The sequence below is a fragment of the Enterobacter sp. SORGH_AS_0287 genome, assembly GCF_031453695.1.
GTDB classification, from domain to species: Bacteria; Pseudomonadota; Gammaproteobacteria; order Enterobacterales; family Enterobacteriaceae; genus Enterobacter; species Enterobacter ludwigii.
On record NZ_JAVIZW010000001.1, the window covers coordinates 4272717 to 4289863 of the forward strand.

Sequence of the window (17147 nt, forward strand, 5' to 3'; positions counted from 1 at the left end):
CACGCGCTCCTTATACGATCGGGTTATGGACGGTGACGAGCTTTGATCCGTCCGGGAACGTCGCTTCCACCTGAATGTCGGGGATCATCTCCGGTACGCCTTCCATCACCTGGTCGCGCGTCAGGACGTGACGGCCCGCTTCCATTAGTGAGGCGACGGTTTCGCCATCGCGGGCGCCTTCCATAATAAACGCGCTGATCAGCGCGACTGATTCCGGGTAATTCAGTTTTACCCCGCGCGCAAGGCGGCGTTCGGCAACCAGCGCAGCGGTAAACAGCAACAGCTTGTCTTTTTCTCTGGGGGTCAGTTCCATAACGTTTCTCTTATGTCTGCCAGATACGCGGCGAACAGGCGGTTTTGGGGGTTAAAAGCGGGCGAAGCGACTGCCAGATATCGCGCATCACCCGCTGGCAAATCAGGTTGTCGTGGGAGAGAAAACGCACCGACAGCAGATCGTCTGTGAGCGTTGCCCCGGCAAAGTGGCTCAGCGGCGTCAGCAGCTCGCGCACCGTTTCGAGGTGCGCTTCCCTGGCCGGAAAGAACAGCAGCGTGCCGACCCACGGGAGACCTGCAACGGGCGTGAGATCGCCATTGCTGAGGTGCTGACGTTCAATCAGCCGTGGCTCATCGTCGACCCAGATCTCAAGGCGGCTTTCCAGCGTGCCGTGGCTGAAGGTTTCGCCGATCACCGGGCGACCCAGACAGTACAGCTCCCACGCCAGCAGCGTACTGGAGGCCTTCAGACGAAAAACGGAACGCAGGGCGGCATTCGCACCGGGAAAGATAATGGTGTCCTGCGGCAGCCACTCCAGCGTAGCCTCATCGTCGAGCCAGAAGTGCTGATTGAGACAGGCCTGCGGGCCGCTGCTGCGATAGAACTTGCTCGCGCCGGGCATGGTGATCAGCGCATGGCTTTTCGCGTCCAGATGCACCGAAATATCCAGCGTATCGCCGCCGACTATCCCGCCTGGCGGGTGCAGTAAATACAGGTGACAGGTGTCGCCTTCGGGATAAAAAGGTCGCTGTACGGTGAGGGGCCCGATGTGATGAGCAGCGTGCAGGAGGGTTTTCTCAGGGGTGTAACAAAACTGCAGGGCAAGCGATGCCTGCCAGCCTTTGTAAGAATTATCAGTGACCTGAGCTGCTAACATGCTGCATCCATCTGCTCATCATCGGGAGACGTTTCAGTATGCCCTGGCAGAAATGAAGGCTGTCATATGAGTCGCTTATGGATAAAAAAACCGGCTCAAGGAGCCGGTTGAGAAGGTTATCGATAATCCTCTGCATCCACATCATAGCCGGACGGCTCCCAGCGGATCGCCAGCAGCGAAGCCAGCCCGATAAACGGTGCCAGGGCGATCACCCAGAACACGGCGGTATCAAGAGAGGCCACCAGCAGCGGGAACAGAAACAGCGAGAGCGTAGAACTGCTGCGCATCAGCGTCTGGTTAAGGCCCACGCCCACGCCGCGCAGAGAGGTGGGATAGCTCAGGGACGCAAACGTCATGGTATGGGCACCGGGCCCAAATCCCTGACCGAACAGGAACAGCGCCAGCATCGCGACGGCGATAACGCCTTCCGATACGCCTTCCGGACGACCAATCAGCGCCAGCCCCAGCAGAGCAACAAGCTGACAGGCGTAGCCCGCCAGTGACATCCGCCACGCGCCGAAGCGCGGAACATAGCGCACCGCCAGCAATCCGCCGACGAAGGCAAACAGCAGGTTTAGCACCAGCGAGATCAGAATAGTGGTCAGCATCGACTGCACAAAGAAGCTGGAGATAATGACCGGCAGACCAAATGCGACGGCGTTATAGGCGAAAGACGACACCACCGAGAGCAGGGTAGCGAGCGTGGTACGTCGCAAATAGACGCCACGGAACAGGTTCAGATAATTTGCCCACTTCGCCTTGTTGACCACCGGTGCCGGTTGGTTAAGCGCATCCTGCGGCACGTGGGCGTTGATGTTATACGATTGCCGCAAGATAGCGGCCGCCTCTTTCAGGTTGCCCTGATTCGCCGCCCAGACCGGGGACTCGCTCATGTAGCGGCTACGAATGGCGATAATCACCAGCGCTGGCACCGCGCCAAACCCCAGGATTAAGCGCCACAGCCAGTCGCTGTGACTTTCTGGCAGTACGGCGTAGAAGAATAACACCAACAGGTAAGAGATGCTGATTGCGGCATACCAGGTTGGGCACCACATTGCGACGCTGGAGGCCTTGTTTCCGGGGCCTTTGAGCCTGGCGAACTCGCTAAGAAACGCCATCGCCACCGGCAGATCGATCCCCACGCCGAGGCCCATCACAAAGCGTGCGCCCGCCAGCGCATATTCGTTGGGTGCCAGTGCACAGGCGATGGCCGCTACCACAAAGAACAGCATGTCGGCCATAAAGACGCGGTAGCGTCCGATCTTGTCCGTGAGGTAGCCACCCAGCAGCGCCCCGACAATCGCGCCAAAGGTAATGGCCGAGGCCACCATGCCGGTACCGGCGGGGGTGAGATTAAATTCGCGAGTGATGTCTTTGATGCCGAACGCCAGCGCACCAAGGTCGTACGCATCAAGGAAAATACCGCCCAGCGCGATACCGACTACGATGCGGGCGTTGGCCCGACCCTGAGAACCGTCGTTGACCAGACGTGAAACGTCAGAGGCGTTACGTACCCACTTGATGTCGCCATCAGGCGAATGTCCTGCCGTTGAAAGGGGAGTTGTGTCTGTAATGTCTGCCATTTTCTTTTTGTGTGGTTGTGTTGTGTCATTAACAGTTACCACAGGCAGAGGGTGACCAAAATCACATTTGGTTATAAGGCATAACTAACCCCTTACGGGGCGTCTTTTTTCTTTCTCTTGAGCTTCGACCAGATTTTGGTCTCCTGGCGACGCCACAGGCGCTGAATATTATCGTGATGGCGCAGCAGGATGAGGCAGGAGAGCATCGACACCGGGAAGGTGAACTGCGGTTTGAACCACCAGACATAGAATGGCGCGATCAGCGCGCTGACGATGGCGCCCAGTGATGAGTAACCGCTCAGAAGAATGGTCAGTAGCCAGGTGCCGGCCATCACGCCGGTTAAGTCCCAGCCGATTGGGGCAATAGCACCAAAGGCGGTGGCGACGCCTTTACCGCCTTTAAAACCAAAGAATACAGGCCAGATATGGCCGACACAGGCGGCGATAGCAATGAGCCCCAGCCAGAACGGCGTAACGCCCAGCGCATACGCTCCCCAGACGGGTAACATTCCTTTCAGAACATCAAAAATCAATACCGCTACGGCTGCTCCCTTGCCGCCAATTCGTAGTACATTGGTCGCCCCCGGATTCCCGGAACCACTTTCGCGCGGGTCAGGTAACCCGGCAATGCGGCAGACCAGAATGGCGCTGGAGATTGAGCCGCAAAGGTAGGCGAGGAGGATCATTCCAGGCGCGATTGCACTCATAACGCTGTTCCGTTTTGAAAATGTATCTGTATTCTCAGCATCTGTGGATAATACGCATAATTCGCCGGAAGTGGTATCCGGTTTAGCCAAAAAGCAGGCAGGTCGTGATGGATATTGTATTTATAGAGCAACTTTCGGTAATCACCACTATTGGTGTTTACGACTGGGAACAGACCATTGAGCAGAAACTCGTGTTCGATATCGAAATGGGCTGGGATAACCGCAAGTCAGCAAAAAGCGACGACGTGAATGACTGTCTGAGCTACGCCGATATCAGTGAAACGGTCGTGGGCCACGTCGAAGGGCAACGTTTTGCGCTGGTGGAGCGTGTGGCAGAAGAGGTGGCTGAGCTGCTGCTGAGCAAGTTCAACGCACCGTGGGTACGCATCAAGTTGAGCAAACCGGGTGCCGTGGCGCGTGCTGCTAACGTCGGCGTGATCATTGAGCGTGGCACAAATCTGAAAGGGAAGATTTAACGTCATAATAGCTAAACCATTTTAGGTTATACCGGTCTTAAAGCTGTATCTTTCACGGTTGTCCGCGTGGGACACCGTTTTTTTTATATCTTTTTAGGGGTTTATAGATGAGCGATATGCACTCGCTGCTGGTGGCGGCAATACTGGGTGTGGTCGAAGGATTGACGGAGTTTTTGCCGGTTTCCAGTACGGGCCATATGATTATCGTTGGCCATCTGCTGGGCTTTGAAGGCGATACCGCAAAGACGTTTGAAGTTGTCATTCAGTTGGGGTCTATTCTGGCGGTCGTTGTGATGTTCTGGCGTCGTCTGTTCGGGCTTATCGGTATCCACTTTGGCCGTCTTCCTCAGCGCGAGGGTGAAAGCAAAGGTCGCCTGACGCTTATCCATATTCTGCTTGGCATGGTTCCGGCAGTGGTTCTGGGCCTGGTTTTCCACGACACCATTAAATCGCTGTTTAACCCGATTAACGTCATGTATGCGCTGGTCGTCGGCGGTTTCCTGCTGATCGCGGCAGAACTGCTGAAGCCGAAAACGCCACGCGCGGAAGGTCTGGATGACATGACCTACCGTCAGGCGTTTATCATCGGTTGTTTCCAGTGTCTGGCGCTGTGGCCGGGCTTTTCACGCTCAGGCGCGACCATCTCTGGCGGGATGCTGATGGGCGTTAGCCGTTATGCTGCGTCGGAGTTCTCGTTCCTGCTGGCGGTACCGATGATGATGGGCGCGACCGCACTCGACGTCTATAAAAGCATTGGCTTCCTCACCACGGGTGACATTCCGATGTTCGCCGTGGGCTTTGTCACTGCCTTTATTGTGGCGCTGATCGCCATCAAAACCTTCCTGCAGTTGATTAAGCGTATCTCGTTTATTCCGTTCGCGATCTATCGCTTTATCGTGGCGGCTGCGGTTTACGTGGTCTTCTTCTGACCGACGGCCCTCAGTCTTTAGGCTGAGGGCAATGCTTTTCCTTCCAGTCCGTCACCGCCTGAATTCGACGTTTCGTCAGCTCTTCCCGGATTTCCGGTCCCTTGAAGCCCGCCTCGACAACCGCTTTAGTCGGTACCGCTTTTGCCACTTCCCACGCTGCGCGTAACAGCCGCCCCTGCGGATAATCGCAGGCTTCAAAACCGGTGCGGCCACGTACGTCGGCTTCGCTGGTCAACGCGATCTGCTCGACGCGCTGGGGTTTGCGCCATGCGTCGATGTTATCAAACAGCTTAACGATGGTGGCCGGTTTGAGGATCGGGAAGGTGTGGATCAGGTCGTGAAATTCCGCCACCAGTCTGGCGAGATCGCGGATCTCGTTGGGTACCCGCAGGCGCTGGCAAAGCCCTTCGACCAGCTTCACCCCGGCAGGACCGTGGCCATGGTGGCGCGGCCACATGGCTTTTGGCGTTAATCCTTTGCCGAGATCGTGGCACAGCGTTGAAAAACGCACATCCACCTCGGGGCTGAGCATGGCAGCCATACTCAGGGTCATCAGGGTATGCACGCCGGTATCGATTTCCGGGTGCCATTTCGCCGGGGCGGGCACGCCGAACAGCGCGTCAATTTCCGGGAACAGCACTTTCAGTGCGCCACAGTCACGCAGCACCTGGAAAAAGACCTGCGGGTTGCGGGTAGTAAGGGCGTTTTCCGTCTCTTTCCAGACGCGCTCTGGCGTGAGGTGGGCCAGTTCGCCCGCCTCGGTCATGGCGGTCATCAGTGCCAGGGTCTCATCGGCAATGCGGAAGCTCAGATGCGCGTAACGCGCCGCAAAGCGCGCCACGCGCAGCACGCGGAGCGGATCTTCAGAAAACGCCGGGGAGACGTGACGCAGCAGTCGATTACGCAGATCGTCCTGACCGCCATACGCGTCAATAATCTGGCCGTCTTCGTCCTGCGCCAGCGCGTTGATGGTGAGATCGCGACGCAGGAGATCTTGCTCCAGCGTGACGTCCGGTGCGGCATAGCAGGTGAAGCCGGTATAACCCGAACCGGATTTCCGTTCGGTACGCGCCAGGGCGTACTCCTCACGACTTTGCGGGTGCAGAAACACGGGAAAATCGCGGCCTACCTGCTGGTAGCCCGCGTTAAGCATTTCTTCAGGTGTGGCTCCCACCACCACCCAGTCTTTATCTTTGACCGGCAGACCTAACAACGCATCACGTACCGCACCACCGACCAGATAACTCTTCACGCCCTGTACTCCCGTTTTCTCTTTTCGCAAGATAATACGTAAGTCTGGCAGAGAAGACGAATTAGTTCATCCAGCGGTCTTTACGCTTACGGCTTGGGATCAGGTGAGGAAGCACCAGACCCAGCACCAGGCCAACGCCCAGCACACCGCCACCGTACATAAACCACTGCATGATGATGGTACGTTGTTTGTCATCAAGTTGCAGATTGGCGGCGTTCACCTTCTTCTGCGCGACAATCAGCTCGTTTTTCAGTTTCTGATTCTCGTCTTTCAGACCGTTAATCACGCTGTCGCTCTGGGCCACTTTCTGCTGCATTTCCGCGGTGCGCTGGTTCCAGGTACCGTCGATATTGTTCAGCTTGTCGGTCAGCGTTTTCACCTGATTTTCCAGATCCGGCACGCGGGTGCGCAGGCTTGGCACCGCACTCAGCTCTTTCAGTGGGATCCAGGACGTGCGGCCGGTACTGTCGCGAACCTGACCATAATTGGTCTCCGCGTTGGTCTGTAACAGCGTCACTTCCTCGCCGGCATTGACCGTACCCACGAGGCGATAATTATCTCCAGGGCCACTGCGTACCCAGGTGTTCAGTTCGTCAGAAACGTAACGCTTCTCTTCAGCGTGCACTGCGGTTGCGGCGCTAAAAGCGAGGAAAGTAAGTCCAATCAGGCGTAATTTAAGCATCATTAGTCGTTATTTTCATAAATAGTGGAACGATAGTAGTGGCAACAGTGTCTCTACGCAAAGCATTCGTCAGCAATCAGAATCATCTGTGTCACGACCCTAAACATTTACGCCCGTCAAATTGCTCATTGCGTGGCAATTTGGCGCAAAATACTATGTACTGACAAACAAATGGCGAGGAAGTTCGCCCTCATTGACGCGTCTGTGACGCCTGCAAAAGTACAAGGCTATGGCTCAAGAAATCGAATTAAAATTTATCGTCGAAAAAGACAGCGTTGACGCACTCCGTCAGCATCTGCAGACCCTTTCCGGCGAACACCATGAACCGGTACAACTGCTTAATATCTATTACGAAACGTCAGACAACTGGCTGCGCCGCCATGATATGGGGCTGCGCATCCGTGGCGCGAACGGGCGCTACGAGATGACGATGAAAATCGCTGGCCGCGTGCTCGGCGGTTTGCATCAGCGCCCTGAATACAATTTCGACATCAATCAGCCAGAACTTGAGCTGGATCGTTTCCCGGCAGAAGTCTGGCCGGACGGCGTGCTGCCAGAAACCTTATCCGCTGAGGTGAAACCGCTGTTTAGCACCGATTTCTGGCGTGAAAAATGGCTGGTAACGGAAGGGAAAAGCCGCATTGAAATCGCCCTCGATCAGGGTGAGGTAAAAGCGGGTGAGCTTCAGGAGCCGATTTGCGAGCTGGAGCTTGAACTGCTGGAAGGTGAAGTCCAGGACGTACTGAAGCTGGCGCGTAAGCTGGTAAGTCAGCCGGGCCTGCGTCAGGGCAGCCTGAGCAAAGCGGCGCGGGGGTATCATCTGGCCGCCGGGAATGCGCCGCGCCTGCTGAAAGAGACGACTATTTTGCACGTGCCACCGAAAGCCAGCGTTGAGCAGGGCATGGAGGCGGCACTGGAGCTGGCGCTCTCACAGTGGCTATATCATGAAGAGCTGTGGGTGCGTAATGTGAAAAACGCAAAAGCGCACGTGTTAGCGGCGATGAGCCTTGTGCGTCATACCCTGGCGCTGTTCGGCGGCATCGTACCTCGTAAAGCGAGCGCTCACTTACGTGACCTGCTGACCCAGACCGAAGCGCTGCTGCTCTCTGACGTATCCGCACAAACGGCGCTCTACAGCCCGCAAAACGCCGCCGCCAGGCTGGCGCTGACCGAATTTCTGGTGACGCGTAGCTGGCGTGCCTTCCTGGATGCAAAAGCGCAGGCCAAAATTGAAGATAACTTCAAACGTTTCGCGGATATCCATCTTTCACGCCACGCGGCGGAGCTTAAAACCACCTTTGCGTATCCGCTGGGAGACCAGTATGGCGATCAGCTGATCCGCCTGTCGCGCAATATCGACAGCATGCTGCTGCTGTCGGGTGCCTATGACGGCCCTAAAGCGCAGGCCTGGCTGGAGAACTGGCAGGGGCTGAAGCATGCTATCGAAACCCGTCAGCACATTGAGATTGAGCATTTCCGCAATGAAGCCATTTCGCAGGAGCCGTTCTGGCTGCACAGCGGAAAACGTTAACTCTGGCAAGGAACCCTATAATGCCGCTTTCTTCGCAGTTACAGCAGCAGTGGCAGACCGTTTGCGAACGTCTGCCTGAGTCATTACCGGCGTCATCGTTAAGCGAGCAGGCCAGGAGCGTGCTCACCTTCAGTGATTTTGTGCAGGAAAGTATCACCGCTTACCCGGACTGGCTGGAGGCGCTTGAGAGCACCCCGCCGCAGGCAGACGAGTGGCGGCATTATGCGGGCTGGTTGCAAACCGCACTTGAAGAGGTCGCGGATGAAGCGACACTGATGCGCGTCCTGCGCCAGTTCCGCCGCCGGGTGATGGTGCGTATTGCCTGGGCTCAGGCGCTGGAACTGGTCAGCGAAGAAAGTACCCTGCAGCAGCTGAGCGAGCTGGCACAGACGCTGATTGTTGCCGCACGGGACTGGCTCTATGCCGCCTGTTGTAAAGAGTGGGGCACGCCGTGCAATGAGGATGGGGTTCCTCAGCCACTCTTGATTCTGGGCATGGGCAAGCTCGGGGGCTGCGAACTGAATTTCTCCTCGGATATCGACCTGATTTTTGCCTGGCCGGAGAACGGCTCCACACGTGGGGGCCGCCGTGAACTGGACAATGCGCAGTTCTTTACCCGTCTCGGGCAACGTCTGATTAAAGCGCTGGATCAACCTACCCAGGATGGTTTTGTCTATCGCGTGGATATGCGTCTGCGCCCGTTTGGCGACAGCGGTCCGCTGGTGCTGAGCTTTGCGGCACTGGAAGATTATTACCAGGAGCAGGGGCGCGACTGGGAGCGTTACGCGATGGTCAAAGCGCGGATCATGGGAGACAGCGACGATGCCTACGCCAACGAGCTGCGCGCCATGCTGCGCCCGTTCGTATTCCGTCGCTATATCGACTTTAGCGTTATTCAGTCGCTGCGCAACATGAAAGGAATGATCGCCCGTGAAGTGCGTCGCCGGGGTCTGAAGGACAACATCAAGCTCGGCGCGGGCGGCATTCGCGAAATTGAATTTATCGTTCAGGTCTTCCAGCTGATCCGCGGCGGACGTGAGCCCTCACTGCAATCCCGTTCGCTGCTGCCGACGCTGTCAGCCATAGAGCAACTGCATCTGCTGCCGGAAGGCGACGCGCAGATCCTGCGTGAGGCCTATCTGTTCCTGCGTCGCCTGGAAAACCTGCTGCAAAGCATCAATGACGAGCAGACCCAGACTTTGCCAGGCGATGATCTGAACCGGGCGCGGCTGGCCTGGGGGATGCACGTCGACGACTGGTCAACGTTGACCGGGCAACTGGATGCGCATATGGCCGGCGTGCGGCGTGTCTTTAACGCGCTGATTGGTGACGATGAAAGCGAATCGCAGGACGATACGCTCTCTGAACACTGGCGCGAATTGTGGCAGGACGCGCTGCAGGAAGATGACACCACGCCGGTGCTGGCGCACCTGAGCGACGACGATCGCCATCGTGTGGTGGCTTTAATTGCTGATTTCCGTCTCGAACTGAATAAACGGGCCATTGGTCCGCGCGGTCGTCAGGTGCTGGATCATCTGATGCCGCACCTGCTGAGCAACGTCTGCTCGCGTGCGGATGCGCCGGTCCCGCTGTCGCGCATGATGCCGCTGCTGAGCGGGATCATCACCCGTACGACCTATCTTGAGTTGCTGAGCGAGTTCCCGGGCGCGCTCAAGCATCTGATTACGCTTTGCGCCGCCTCGCCGATGGTGGCCAACAAGCTGGCGCGGTATCCGCTGCTGCTGGATGAGCTGCTCGATCCCAATACGCTCTACCAGCCGACGGCAACGGACGCCTACCGTGACGAGCTGCGTCAGTATCTGCTGCGCGTACCGGAAGAGGACGAAGAGCAACAGCTGGAGGCGCTGCGTCAGTTCAAGCAGGCGCAAATGCTGCGCGTGGCGGCGGCAGATATCGCCGGAACGCTGCCAGTGATGAAAGTGAGCGATCACTTAACCTGGCTTGCAGAAGCGATCATTGATGCGGTGGTGCATCAGGCATGGATTCAGATGGTGGCGCGCTACGGCCAGCCGAAACACCTTGCTGACCGCGAAGGCCGCGGTTTTGCCGTTGTGGGTTACGGTAAGCTCGGCGGATGGGAACTGGGGTACAGCTCGGATCTCGATTTAATCTTCCTGCATGACTGCCCGGCAGACGTCATGACCGACGGCGAGCGTGAAATCGACGGGCGTCAGTTCTACCTGCGTCTGGCCCAGCGTATTATGCATCTGTTCAGCACCCGCACGTCATCCGGCATTTTATATGAAGTGGATGCGCGTCTGCGTCCTTCCGGCGCGGCCGGCATGCTGGTGACCTCAACGGAGTCCTTCGCTGAGTACCAGAAGAATGAAGCCTGGACGTGGGAACATCAGGCGCTGGTGCGAGCCCGCGTGGTGTACGGCGATCCGTCGCTGAAAACGCAGTTTGATGCCATTCGTCGGGAGATTATGACAACCCCGCGTGACGGCAGCACGCTGCAGACCGAGGTGCGTGAGATGCGCGAGAAAATGCGCGCGCACCTGGGCAATAAGCATCGCGATCGCTTTGATATTAAAGCGGATGAGGGCGGCATTACCGATATTGAATTTATTACGCAATATCTGGTGCTACGCCATGCGCACGCTAAACCGAAGCTGACCCGCTGGTCTGATAATGTGCGTATTCTGGAACTGCTGGCGCAAAACGACATTATGGATGAGCAGGAGGCGCAGGCCTTAACGCGCGCCTATACCACGCTGCGCGACGAGCTGCACCACCTGGCCTTACAGGAGCAGCCTGGCCACGTCGCGCTGGACTGTTTCGCCACTGAACGCGCGCAGGTCACCGCCAGCTGGCAGAAGTGGCTGGTGGAACCGTGCGTAACAAAACAAGTGTGATATTATCGCGCGCAAATTGTGAATCTTTCTGGAGTCAGGAATGAAAGTAACACTGCCAGAGTTTGAACGTGCTGGAGTTATGGTTGTCGGGGATGTCATGCTGGATCGCTACTGGTACGGGCCGACCAGCCGCATCTCTCCGGAAGCACCGGTACCGGTAGTTAAGGTCGACACCATTGAAGAGCGTCCTGGCGGCGCGGCAAACGTGGCGATGAACATTGCCTCTTTGGGCGCGCAGTCGCGTCTGGTTGGCTTAACCGGCATTGACGATGCGGCGCGTGCGCTGAGCAAGTCGCTGGCGGACGTGAACGTGAAGTGCGACTTCGTTTCGGTTCCGACACACCCGACGATCACCAAACTGCGCGTTCTGTCGCGTAACCAGCAGCTGATCCGCCTCGACTTTGAGGAAGGCTTTGAGGGCGTTGATCCTGAGCCGCTGCACGAGCGCATTAACCAGGCGCTGAGCACTATCGGCGCGCTGGTGCTGTCCGACTACGCCAAAGGTGCGCTGGCAAGCGTACAGCAGATGATTCAGCTCGCGCGTAAAGCCAATGTGCCCGTGCTGATCGACCCGAAAGGTACTGACTTTGAGCGCTATCGCGGCGCAACGCTGCTGACGCCAAACCTCTCTGAGTTTGAAGCGGTGGCGGGCAAATGTAAGACGGAAGAAGAGCTCGTTGAGCGCGGCATGAAGATCATTGCTGACTTCGAACTCTCCGCACTGCTGGTGACCCGCTCCGAGCAGGGGATGACGCTGCTGCAGCCTGGCAAAGCGCCGCTGCATATGCCGACCCAGGCGCAGGAAGTGTATGACGTGACCGGTGCCGGCGACACGGTCATTGGCGTTCTGGCGGCGACGCTGGCGGCAGGGAACTCTCTGGAAGAAGCGTGCTACTTCGCTAATGCTGCGGCAGGCGTGGTCGTCGGCAAGCTGGGGACTTCCACCGTTTCGCCGATCGAACTGGAAAACGCGGTGCGCGGTCGTGCCGATACCGGTTTTGGCGTGATGAGCGAAGATGAGCTGAAAGTGGCCGTTGCCGCCGCCCGTAAACGCGGTGAAAAAGTGGTGATGACCAACGGCGTGTTCGACATCCTGCATGCCGGTCATGTCTCTTATCTGGCCAATGCGCGTAAGCTGGGCGACCGTCTGATTGTGGCGGTGAACAGCGATGCGTCGACGAAACGTCTTAAAGGTGAAACGCGTCCGGTGAACCCGCTGGAGCAGCGCATGATCGTGCTGGGTGCGCTGGAAGCGGTGGACTGGGTGGTGTCGTTTGAAGAAGATACCCCGCAGCGCCTGATTGCCGGTATTTTGCCGGATCTGCTGGTGAAAGGCGGCGATTACAAACCGGATCAAATCGCAGGCAGCGAAGAGGTCTGGGCTAATGGTGGTGAAGTGATGGTGCTCAACTTTGAGGACGGGTGCTCAACCACCAACATCATCAAGAAGATCCAGAAAGACAGCAAATAAAGTCAGCAAATAAAGTCAGCCAATAAAAAACGGGCCATCTGGCCCGTTTTTTTTCACCCTCTCTTTGCAGGAGAGGGTATCTTCGCAAACAGCCCGTTATACGCGGCTGTTATTCTGCTTCATCAACCGGTGGAATGGCCGGTGCCGGTTTTACTTCCGCTGGCGTATTGCGGTTTTCCAGCTCGTTCAGACGCTGCTCCAGCAGGGCCAGCTTCTCGCGGGTACGCAGCAGAACCTGCGTCTGCACGTCAAACTCTTCGCGGCTGACTAAATCAAGGCGAACCAACTGCGCCTGCAGCGTCTGGCGGATTTTCTTCTCTACGTCATCTCCAAACTCACGAATACCTTTTGGCATAGACTCATGAACCTGACGCGCAATTTGCTCAATTTTCTTCGGGTCAATCATTGTGGCTTCCCTTGATAAGACGGTGTTAATGAACATTGTAGCGCGTCATGCCCCAGGATAAAGGAGATTTTATGTCTGCGCATTGCCCAGGGTAATCAATCGCGTTATAGTTATCTCGTTTATTCTCAGGGCGGGGCGAAATTCCCCACCGGCGGTAAATCAGCGTAACGCTGAAAGCCCGCGAGCGCTTTGAGTCACCACTCAAAGGACAGCAGATCCGGTGTAATTCCGGGGCCGACGGTTAGAGTCCGGATGGGAGAGAGTAACGATCAAGTCGGGCCTGGCCCGCTCACGTTATCTTTTTGCCGCTAATACGGCGCTCCTAAGACTGCCCTGATTCTGGTAACCATAATGTTAATGAGGTTTTTTTACCATGAATCAGACGCTACTTTCCTCTTTTGGCACTTCTATTGAACGTGTTGAACATGCACTGGATGCACTGCGCGAAGGCCGCGGCGTGATGGTGCTTGACGATGAAAACCGTGAAAATGAAGGCGACATGATTTTCGCCGCCGAAAACATGACCGTTGAGCAGATGGCGCTGACCATCCGTCACGGTAGCGGCATCGTGTGCCTGTGTATCAACGAAGACCGTCGTAAGCAGCTCGACCTGCCCATGATGGTTGAAAACAACACCAGCGCCTTTGGAACCGGTTTTACCGTGACCATCGAAGCGGCACATGGCGTGACCACCGGCGTGTCGGCGGCTGACCGTCTGACCACCGTACGTGCCGCGATTGCCGATGATGCGAAGCCATCAGACCTGCATCGTCCAGGCCACGTCTTCCCGTTGCGTGCGCAGGCTGGCGGTGTATTGACCCGTGGCGGTCACACCGAAGCGACCATTGACCTCGTGACCCTGGCAGGCTTTAAACCTGCGGGCGTACTGTGTGAACTCACCAACGACGATGGCACCATGGCACGTGCGCCGGAGTGCATCACCTTTGCCCGTCTGCATAATATGCCCGTGGTGACGATTGAAGATCTGGTGGAGTATCGCCAGGCGCACGCGCGCAAAGCCAGCTGAAAGGGCTGATGTGAAAAAGCCGGGGAAACCCGGCTTTTTTGTTGTGAGACGTTAATGCGCGATTGTTTTAGCCGATCCCTGCCGTTTGCAGCAGCACCAGGCTCAAGCCCATCACCGACATGCCGCACAGCACGCCATAGCTCGGGTTATTATTCGGATCGATCTCTTTCGCCAGCGGCATCAGCTCATCCACGGAGAGCGCCACCATTATCCCGGCCACGGCGGCCATGATAGCGGCCATCACCACAGGCGAGACCAGGCTGCCCAGAATCAACCACGCCAGCACGCCGCCGAGAATTTCGGCCATCCCCGAGATCCCCGCCCAGAAGACCGCGGTCCGTTTCGAGCCCGTGGCGGCATAAACCGGCCCGGCCACCGCCAGTCCTTCAGGAATATTGTGCAAAGCTACCGCCAGGGCGATACCAAAGCCCATCTCCAGATTGCTGCTGGCGGTGACATAGGTTGCCACGCCTTCCGGGAAGTTGTGCAGGCTTATGCCGAGCGTTAACAGAATGGCCGTGCGCTTAATATTGCGCGGTATCGGGGTCACGCTTTTTTGCATTAAATCCTGCGGATGCGCGTGCGGCAGCATGCGGTCGAGGGCAAAGTAGCCAAGCAGGCCGAATACAAACATGCCATACCCCAGCACCGGAGACATGCCTTCGGTGCCCAGTGCGGCAGGGAGCATCTCCATCAGAGAGATGAGCAGCATGATCCCGGCAGCAAAGCCCAATGAGAAGGCCAGCACGCGGTTAGACGGCTTTTGACCAAGCACACCGAGAATGGCACCGATGAACGTTGCGGCGCCCGCCAGTATAGTCAGGATCAAGGGGACTGACATGCATTGCTCCTTATGATAATGATTATCATTAATATTAATGGTTCATTTCGGTCAAAGCGAGAGGCGAAACCCTGCTTTACACATTCCTTACATTCAAATTTCCTGATGATGATCTTCACGCTTATCAGCGTTCATCCGGGCGAGATTGCGCGTAATGTAGAACCATTAAATTGACACCTTCTGTAAGGATATCACCATGACTTCTTCCCGTATGCCAGCACTGTTTTTAGGCCACGGTAGCCCAATGAACGTTCTGGAAGACAACGTCTATACCCGAGTATGGCGTCATCTGGGCGAGACGCTACCGCGTCCGAAAGCGATTGTGGTGGTGTCTGCGCACTGGTTTACCCGGGGCACGGGCGTGACCGCAATGGAAACGCCAAAAACCATTCATGATTTCGGCGGCTTCCCGCAGGCGTTGTACGACACGCACTATCCGGCACCCGGCTCGCCAGCGCTGGCCCGACAGCTGGTGGAATTACTCGCGCCTGTGCCTGTGGCGCTGGATAACGAAGCCTGGGGCTTTGACCATGGCTCGTGGGGCGTACTGATAAAGATGTATCCCGAGGCGGACATCCCAATGGTGCAGTTGAGTATCGACAGCACTAAACCGGCGGCCTGGCACCTGGAGATGGGGCGAAAACTGGCGACCTTACGCGACGAGGGTATCATGCTGATCGCAAGCGGCAACGTGGTACACAACCTGCGTACAGCGCGCTGGCACGGTGAGAACACGCCATACCCGTGGGCGACATCTTTTAACGATTACGTGAAAGCAAATCTGACCTGGCAAGGGCCGGTTGAGGAGCATCCGCTGGTGAACTATCTGGATCACGAAGGCGGTTCACTCTCTAACCCGACGCCGGAACACTTCCTGCCGTTGCTGTATGTACTGGGCGCGTGGGATGGTCAGGAGCCGATCAGCATACCGGTCGATGGCATTGAGATGGGAAGCTTAAGTATGTTGTCGGTGCAGATTGGATAACGTATGCGTGCCTTTCCCAAAGAGAAAGGGCCGGGGTGAGGGCTTCCACTCGCACCCCGGCACACCCGATCACTCGACGAAAATGTGCGGATAGAACCGTGACAGATCCTGCGTGATCAGCGCGCGATCTTCGCGGATGCCAATCCCGGCGGGCTGATCGTTGATGAGCCAGCTGCCAATCAGGGTATAGCTGTCACCAAACTTCGGCAGTTGATAAAACGCCTGGACGATCATTCCTTCCTCGCCATAAGGCCCTTCAACGGCTTCCAGCGTTTTGCCATTTTCAATAATCGACACGTTCGCCCCTTCGCGGGAGAAGATCGGTTTAACGACGTATTTCTCCATCGGCGGGTGATCGTCTTCCGCAAAGTAAGCCGGCAGCAGGTTCGGATGGTTCGGGAACATCTCCCACAGCATCGGCAGCAGGGCTTTGTTGGAGATAATGCTCTTCCACGCCGGCTCCAGCCAGCGCACGCCGGCGTCTTCCAGCTTGGTGGAGAACATTTCACGCAGCATGTATTCCCACGGGTAGAGCTTGAACAGGTTGCTTATCACCTGATCCTGCAGGTCAGTAAACTGACCCTTCTCACCCAGGCCGATATCTTCGATATAGAGGAACTCGGTCGCCACTTCAGCTTCGGCCGCGCAGTCCTGCAGATATTGCACCGTGCCACGGTCTTCTTCCGTGTCGCGGCAGCAGGCAAGGTGCAGCAGATTAAAACCATGCTGTTCGCGCAGTTCGGCGAAACGCTCAATCAGCTTTTCCTGCAGGCTGTTGAACTGGTCGCTGCCTTGCGGCAGGTTGCCGGCATTGGCCTGGTCTTCCAGCCAGATCCACTGGAAGAACGCCGCTTCGTACAGCGAGGTTGGCGTATCAGCATTGTTTTCCAGAAGCTTAGGATCGCCCACGCCGTCCCACGCCAGATCCAGACGTGAGTAAAGCGAAGGCTGGTGGGTTTTCCACGACTGGCGGACGAAACTCCAGGTGTGCTTCGGAATGCGGAACTTCGCCATCAGCGCGTCGCTGTCGATGACTTTATCCACCACTTTCAGGCACATCTGGTGCAGCTCGGCGGTCACCTCTTCCAGTTTCTCAACCTGGGCAAGCGTGAGCTTGTAGTAAGCGTCTTCACACCAGTATGGCTCGCCGTACATGGTGTGGAAGTTAAAACCGTATTCGGTCGCTTTTTCGCGCCAGTCCGGGCGCTCGGTGATACTGACTCGTTCCAT

At 56.9% G+C, this 17147-nt stretch carries 16 protein-coding genes and 1 riboswitch; of the genes, 7 read left to right on the forward strand and 9 right to left on the reverse strand.

Annotated elements, in window-relative coordinates:
- Positions 1–10: 10 nt before the first annotated feature.
- From QE396_RS20400 to plsY, 4 genes are all read right to left on the reverse strand, one after another.
- A complete protein-coding gene (locus tag QE396_RS20400; RefSeq protein WP_003862556.1) occupies positions 11–313 on the reverse strand; it encodes an urease subunit gamma in 303 nt (100 codons plus the stop codon).
- A gap of 10 nt (positions 314–323) precedes the next feature.
- The gene (locus QE396_RS20405; RefSeq protein ID WP_020883625.1) at positions 324–1151 is read right to left on the reverse strand and encodes an urease accessory protein UreD; all 828 of its coding nucleotides are present in this window, start codon (positions 1149–1151) and stop codon (positions 324–326) included.
- A gap of 116 nt (positions 1152–1267) precedes the next feature.
- Positions 1268–2734 (reverse strand): MFS transporter, encoded by a 1467-nt coding sequence (locus QE396_RS20410; RefSeq protein WP_020883627.1) that lies wholly within the window; start codon positions 2732–2734, stop codon positions 1268–1270.
- A gap of 92 nt (positions 2735–2826) precedes the next feature.
- Positions 2827–3441 (reverse strand): glycerol-3-phosphate 1-O-acyltransferase PlsY, encoded by a 615-nt coding sequence (plsY, locus tag QE396_RS20415; protein ID WP_020883628.1) that lies wholly within the window; start codon positions 3439–3441, stop codon positions 2827–2829.
- A gap of 107 nt (positions 3442–3548) precedes the next feature.
- Between plsY and folB the strand changes: the two genes are divergently transcribed.
- Both folB and bacA read left to right on the forward strand, forming a co-directional pair.
- On the forward strand, positions 3549–3917 hold the full coding sequence (folB, locus tag QE396_RS20420) for a bifunctional dihydroneopterin aldolase/7,8-dihydroneopterin epimerase (protein ID WP_020883629.1): 369 nt from the start codon (positions 3549–3551) through the stop codon (positions 3915–3917).
- A 107-nt stretch (positions 3918–4024) separates the two neighbouring features.
- On the forward strand, positions 4025–4846 hold the full coding sequence (gene bacA, locus QE396_RS20425; protein WP_014171656.1) for an undecaprenyl-diphosphate phosphatase: 822 nt from the start codon (positions 4025–4027) through the stop codon (positions 4844–4846).
- Positions 4847–4856: 10 nt separating this feature from the next.
- Here bacA and QE396_RS20430 read toward each other — a convergent pair whose 3' ends face one another.
- Positions 4857–6098: a multifunctional CCA addition/repair protein gene (locus QE396_RS20430; RefSeq protein ID WP_020883630.1), complete on the reverse strand. Its 1242-nt coding sequence runs from the start codon at positions 6096–6098 to the stop codon at positions 4857–4859.
- A 61-nt stretch (positions 6099–6159) separates the two neighbouring features.
- Positions 6160–6780, reverse strand: a complete 621-nt coding sequence (locus tag QE396_RS20435; protein ID WP_025203004.1) for a TIGR04211 family SH3 domain-containing protein — start codon at positions 6778–6780, stop codon at positions 6160–6162.
- 229 nt (positions 6781–7009) lie between these two features.
- Here QE396_RS20435 and QE396_RS20440 point away from each other — a divergent pair, with 229 nt between their 5' ends.
- The 3 genes from QE396_RS20440 to hldE are packed head-to-tail and all read left to right on the forward strand — an operon-like array spanning position 7010 to position 12658.
- Entirely contained in the window at positions 7010–8311 is a 1302-nt protein-coding gene (locus tag QE396_RS20440; protein ID WP_020883631.1) for an inorganic triphosphatase, read from the forward strand.
- Between the two features lie 17 nt (positions 8312–8328).
- Positions 8329–11187 carry a bifunctional [glutamate--ammonia ligase]-adenylyl-L-tyrosine phosphorylase/[glutamate--ammonia-ligase] adenylyltransferase gene (glnE, locus tag QE396_RS20445; RefSeq protein WP_088202977.1) on the forward strand — a complete coding sequence of 953 codons (2859 nt, stop codon included), beginning with the start codon at positions 8329–8331 and terminating at the stop codon, positions 11185–11187.
- Between the two features lie 40 nt (positions 11188–11227).
- Entirely contained in the window at positions 11228–12658 is a 1431-nt protein-coding gene (hldE, locus tag QE396_RS20450; protein ID WP_020883633.1) for a bifunctional D-glycero-beta-D-manno-heptose-7-phosphate kinase/D-glycero-beta-D-manno-heptose 1-phosphate adenylyltransferase HldE, read from the forward strand.
- A gap of 109 nt (positions 12659–12767) precedes the next feature.
- Here hldE and ubiK read toward each other — a convergent pair whose 3' ends face one another.
- Entirely contained in the window at positions 12768–13064 is a 297-nt protein-coding gene (gene ubiK / locus QE396_RS20455; RefSeq protein ID WP_020883634.1) for a ubiquinone biosynthesis accessory factor UbiK, read from the reverse strand.
- A 117-nt stretch (positions 13065–13181) separates the two neighbouring features.
- A riboswitch (FMN riboswitch) is annotated at positions 13182–13332 on the forward strand.
- Positions 13333–13437: 105 nt separating this feature from the next.
- On the opposite strand from ubiK, the gene ribB reads away from it, so the two are divergent.
- Positions 13438–14091: a 3,4-dihydroxy-2-butanone-4-phosphate synthase gene (gene ribB / locus QE396_RS20460; RefSeq protein ID WP_014171649.1), complete on the forward strand. Its 654-nt coding sequence runs from the start codon at positions 13438–13440 to the stop codon at positions 14089–14091.
- A gap of 67 nt (positions 14092–14158) precedes the next feature.
- Here ribB and zupT read toward each other — a convergent pair whose 3' ends face one another.
- Positions 14159–14932: a zinc transporter ZupT gene (zupT, locus tag QE396_RS20465; protein ID WP_020883635.1), complete on the reverse strand. Its 774-nt coding sequence runs from the start codon at positions 14930–14932 to the stop codon at positions 14159–14161.
- Between the two features lie 196 nt (positions 14933–15128).
- On the opposite strand from zupT, the gene ygiD reads away from it, so the two are divergent.
- Positions 15129–15917, forward strand: a complete 789-nt coding sequence (ygiD, locus tag QE396_RS20470) for a 4,5-DOPA dioxygenase extradiol (RefSeq protein WP_020883636.1) — start codon at positions 15129–15131, stop codon at positions 15915–15917.
- Between the two features lie 69 nt (positions 15918–15986).
- Here the strand turns inward: ygiD and QE396_RS20475 are convergent, their stop codons facing one another.
- On the reverse strand, positions 15987–17147 hold the full coding sequence (locus QE396_RS20475; RefSeq protein WP_014171646.1) for a glutathionylspermidine synthase family protein: 1161 nt from the start codon (positions 17145–17147) through the stop codon (positions 15987–15989).

Coding starts and splice junctions, on each gene's coding strand:
- QE396_RS20400 (WP_003862556.1), bottom strand. CDS start 313: ATGGAACTGACCCCCAGAGAAAAAGACAAGCTGTTGCTGTTTACCGCT.
- QE396_RS20405 (WP_020883625.1), bottom strand. CDS start 1,151: ATGTTAGCAGCTCAGGTCACTGATAATTCTTACAAAGGCTGGCAGGCA.
- QE396_RS20410 (WP_020883627.1), bottom strand. CDS start 2,734: ATGGCAGACATTACAGACACAACTCCCCTTTCAACGGCAGGACATTCG.
- plsY (WP_020883628.1), bottom strand. CDS start 3,441: ATGAGTGCAATCGCGCCTGGAATGATCCTCCTCGCCTACCTTTGCGGC.
- folB (WP_020883629.1), top strand. CDS start 3,549: ATGGATATTGTATTTATAGAGCAACTTTCGGTAATCACCACTATTGGT.
- bacA (WP_014171656.1), top strand. CDS start 4,025: ATGAGCGATATGCACTCGCTGCTGGTGGCGGCAATACTGGGTGTGGTC.
- QE396_RS20435 (WP_025203004.1), bottom strand. CDS start 6,780: ATGCTTAAATTACGCCTGATTGGACTTACTTTCCTCGCTTTTAGCGCC.
- QE396_RS20440 (WP_020883631.1), top strand. CDS start 7,010: ATGGCTCAAGAAATCGAATTAAAATTTATCGTCGAAAAAGACAGCGTT.
- hldE (WP_020883633.1), top strand. CDS start 11,228: ATGAAAGTAACACTGCCAGAGTTTGAACGTGCTGGAGTTATGGTTGTC.
- ubiK (WP_020883634.1), bottom strand. CDS start 13,064: ATGATTGACCCGAAGAAAATTGAGCAAATTGCGCGTCAGGTTCATGAG.
- ribB (WP_014171649.1), top strand. CDS start 13,438: ATGAATCAGACGCTACTTTCCTCTTTTGGCACTTCTATTGAACGTGTT.
- zupT (WP_020883635.1), bottom strand. CDS start 14,932: ATGTCAGTCCCCTTGATCCTGACTATACTGGCGGGCGCCGCAACGTTC.
- ygiD (WP_020883636.1), top strand. CDS start 15,129: ATGACTTCTTCCCGTATGCCAGCACTGTTTTTAGGCCACGGTAGCCCA.
- QE396_RS20475 (WP_014171646.1), bottom strand. CDS start 17,147: ATGGAACGAGTCAGTATCACCGAGCGCCCGGACTGGCGCGAAAAAGCG.